4 protein-coding genes are annotated in these 3,849 nt (G+C 70.2%); 2 read left to right on the forward strand and 2 right to left on the reverse strand.

The annotated features are described in order from the left end of the window. Together AC1D01_RS24370 and AC1D01_RS24375 are read left to right on the forward strand one after the other, a co-directional pair. Positions 1–672, forward strand: a 672-nt coding sequence (locus AC1D01_RS24370; RefSeq protein WP_477870940.1) for a LysR substrate-binding domain-containing protein, incomplete at its 5' end; no start/stop codon positions are given. Continuing rightward, positions 669–1,562: a hypothetical protein gene (locus AC1D01_RS24375; RefSeq protein WP_477870942.1), complete on the forward strand. Its 894-nt coding sequence runs from the start codon at positions 669–671 to the stop codon at positions 1,560–1,562. The genes AC1D01_RS24370 and AC1D01_RS24375, both read left to right, overlap by 4 nt. A 23-nt stretch (positions 1,563–1,585) precedes the next feature. On the opposite strand, the gene AC1D01_RS24380 is transcribed toward AC1D01_RS24375, so the two are convergent. Both AC1D01_RS24380 and AC1D01_RS24385 read right to left on the reverse strand, forming a co-directional pair. Then, positions 1,586–2,455, reverse strand: a complete 870-nt coding sequence (locus AC1D01_RS24380) for a class I SAM-dependent methyltransferase (protein ID WP_477870944.1) — start codon at positions 2,453–2,455, stop codon at positions 1,586–1,588. Positions 2,456–2,485: 30 nt separating this feature from the next. Next, positions 2,486–3,849 (reverse strand): sulfatase-like hydrolase/transferase (locus AC1D01_RS24385; RefSeq protein WP_477870946.1); only part of this gene is annotated, 1,364 nt, incomplete at its 5' end.

A 3,849-nucleotide genomic window follows, 5' to 3' on the forward strand; every position in this document is an offset into this window, starting at 1 on the left:
GACCTGCACGGCACCCATGCGATGCTGATCGTGCTGCCGCAGATCAACGACTTCCGCAGCCGCTATCCCGACATCGAGCTCGTCATCAGCAGCGGAGACCGGCTGGTGGATCTCGTGCGCGAGGGCGTCGATTGCGTCGTGCGTGCCGGCCAGCTGCGCGATTCCAGCCTCATCGCGCGCCGGCTTGCCGTGCTGCCGCAAGTGCTGTGCGCCAGCCCCGACTACCTGGCCCGCTTCGGCACGCCGCGCCATCCCGACGAACTGGCCGACCACCAGATGGTGCGATTCTTCTCGAGCACCGGTGGCATCGACTATCCGTTGACACTGCTGATCGACGGCGTGGCGAAGGATTACTCGCTGCGTGGCTGGGTCAGCGTCAACGACGCCGAGAACTACGCGCTGTGTGCCCGGCGCGGCTGCGGCATCGTTCAATTGCCGCGCTTCCACGTGGACGAGGACCTGAAGGCGGGTCGCCTGGTGGAGCTGCTGCAGGCGTGGCCCAGCCCGTCGATACCCCTGTCGGCGCTCTATCCCTACCGGCGCCAGCTCTCGCCGCGGGTGCGGGTGTTCGTCGATTGGCTGGTGCAGCTGTACGCGCATGCGTTTCCGGTCGACGGTTCCGCGGTAATTGGAGTACACCGGGACTCCAGCGCCCGCAAGGAGCCTCCATGAGCACCGACTTTCGCGCCCAGATCATTGCCCCGGCAGCGGCCTATGGGCAGGGCGACACCGGCCTGTTCCCGTTCGACCTGTTCGACCGCCAGTGCCTGGCGCAGGGCGATTCGTGGTTCTCGATCGGCTCGATTCCGCCGGGGCTCACGAGCAACGTGCTGGCCGAGCTGTGGCTTTCGCAGGCGACGGTGATCGTCAACTGCGCGCGGCCGAGCAAGACGCTCGCGCACATGGCCGACTCGCTGTCGGAGACGATGTTCCTGCGGCTGCTGCGCGGGCCGTCGTCGTTCCAATGGGATGCGATCCTGCTGTCGGGCGGCGGCAACGACCTGATCGATGCCGCGTCGGTCGGCCCCGATGCGCCGCGCGACCGGCGGCTCCTGCTGCGCGCCGACGAGCGCGCGGCCGTGCCGGCCGATGCGGTGGGCTACCTCAGCGAGGACGGCTGGCACACCTTCGAGCAACACCTGGGCGAGGTCTTCGCGTGGTTCATCGCCGAGCGCGCCTCGGGGCAGAACTGGCACACGCCGACCGTGCTGCACAACTACGCGCCGATCATGCCGAGGCCGAGTGGCGCGGGCTTCGTCAGCGGGCCGTGGCTGCAGCCGGCGTTGGCAGCCTTCGAGGTGCCGATCGACGACTGGGGTGCCGTGGCGGCCGAGTTGATGCAGCGGCTGGATCGGCTGCTGCGCGGCCTGGTGGATGCGCACCTGGCGGCRGACCCGGCCGATACGCTGGTGGTCGTCGACACGCAGGCGGCGGGGTTGGTGCCGGCGGAGCCCACGGCCGAAGGCGTGTCGGGGGACTGGCAGAACGAGATCCACCCGACGCGCGAGGGCTACAAGAAGCTGGGTGTCGCCTGGCGGGCGGTGCTGGATGGGTTGCTGTAGCTGCAGAGCCCGCGCTGGGTGATTCAAGGCCCGGCACGACGGCCGGCGGTCAGCAACAGTTCGTTCGGCCCTGCCCAGCCAGTGGAGGTCGTGAAGGCCGACAGCCTGTCTTCCATCTCGGCCCACGCGGCGCCTGCTGCGGCCTCGTYGAGGCGGCCGAGGATCTGGTTGATCGGGCTCGCCGAGCTGCGCAGGAACTCGATGTACGCCCTGACCGACGGCATCTGGAAGGGGGCATCGATCCGGGTCGTCGCCACCGCCTCGAATCCCGCAGCAGAGAACAGCGCGTCGATGCGACCGGGCTGGCCCAGGCTGAGCAGGCTGCCGGGTGCGTACGGGTCGCGCGGCGGCAGGCCGGCGTGCTTCAACGCCGTCGACAGCAGCATCGTGATGCACGGGTTGCGATCCGCCTGCGAGAACACCACGGTGCAGGCAGCGCCGCCGGGGCGAAGCGCCCGGTGCATCTCGCGCAGCGCGCGCAGCGGATCGGGAAACAGCATCAGGCCGAGGCGGCACACGACCGCGTCGAAGCTGGCCGGCTCGACGCCGAGATCCTGGCCATCGGCCACCTGCGTCTGCACGTTGGCATGGCCGGCGCGTGCGGCGTTGGCCTGTGCCAGTGCCAGGATCGCCGGCGACAGGTCGGTGGCGAGCACGTGACCGGTCGCACCGACCCGTTCAGCGGTGTCCAGCGTCTGGCCGCCAGCACCGGCGGCCACGTCGAGCACGCGCGAGCCGGGGCCGATGCCGGCCATGTCGAGCATGCCTTCGGTCGCGCGGGCGAGCCAGGCGCGGATCTGCGGCTCGTGCGCATCCCAGCCGGCGGCCGCCTGGTCCCACTGCGCACGCGCGGATGCCTGTGCTGTCGGCGTTGACGATGCTGGCTCGGTCATGGTCGGTCTCCGCAGTGTTGATCGGGCGGCTCAGGGGAGCTCGAACTCCTTCAGATCGCCCCACAGGTACGACAGGTAGGCCGCGCGCACACCGGGTACGCGGCAGGCCTCCAGCAGCCCGGCGCACTGGGTTCGTGCCGAGATGTTGGCGGCCAGCCAATCGTCGAGGGGCGCGCCGGCGGCCTGTGCGAGCAGGCCGGGCAGGAACACGAGGTCGAGTGCGCGCGGCGCCTGTGGCGGCACCCGCTCGGGCCGGTTGCTCGAGACCTCGTACCAGGTCTGGAACCTGGCGGGCACCGTGCCGGTCTCCGTCGGCAGCGATCGCATGCGATCCCGCAGCGTGATCGCGTTGGCGAACGGCGGCTGATGGTCTCCGAACCAGGCGAGCACCGCGGGCCTTTGCGCGTTGCCGAGAACCGCTTCGCGGGTGAGTTTCAGCTCGCGTTCGAACTCCCGGCTGCGCCACACGTAGTCGGCGACGCTGCGGGCTTCGTCTGCGGAGTTGAAATCCCTGGCCGCTGCGGCGCGAAGCCCGGCCGGCACCCGGTCCATCTCGACGCCATGCTCGGCGTGGTTGAAGATCGTGAGCGCGAAGAGGAACACCGGCTGGTCGCGCTGGCGCTTGGTCGCCAGGACGCGCCGCGCGGCTTCATGCACCAGCGCATCCGGCGTGCCCCAGGCCTCGGGCAGGCCCAGCTCGGCCGCGTCGAGGAACTCGTCGAAGCCGTAGCCGGCATACGCGATGCGGCCATTCATCATGCCGCCGCGTGTCGGGTACAGCGCGACGGTGCGATAGCCGGCCGCCTTCAGCGAGCGCACGAACGAGCGGTGGACGTGCGGCGCGACGCTGAACGATGCGAACTCGCCCGCGGGCCCGAACGCGTCGTGGGGCACACCCGTCGCGAACGCGAACTCCGAGAGCCAGGTGCTGCCGCCAAAGACATGCACTTGCAGCGGCCCATGCGCGATCGTGCTGCTGGCGGCGGCGAAGGCCTCCATGCCGCACAGCGATGCGGAGCAGCCTGCGAGAGTCGCCGGATTGAACTGGCTTTCCTGCAGGAAGACGACGATGTCGGCCGGCTTGGGACCGGGCTTGGGATCGGGATGGGCCTCCGCCGAGAGCAGCTTCAGGCTCTCGCGCCGGAACGCCGTGGTGTCGGTGGCCGCCACGCCCCACTGGGGATCGAGGGAGGCCGTCGCGAAGAAGCCGAGGGCCGGCCGTTCGTCCAGCCCCGCGCCGACGAACCAGGCGCCTGCGGCTTTCAGGTTCGACACCTCTTTCGCGACGAGGACGCCGCTGTAGGTGACGAGGAGCGCGGCCAGCGCCGCGGCAGTGGTCGCAGCCGACCGGCCCGGATGGCGGCCCGGAGGATTCCATTGCCAGGCCATGACGC

The organism is Rhizobacter sp. P3_B12, assembly GCF_056402895.1.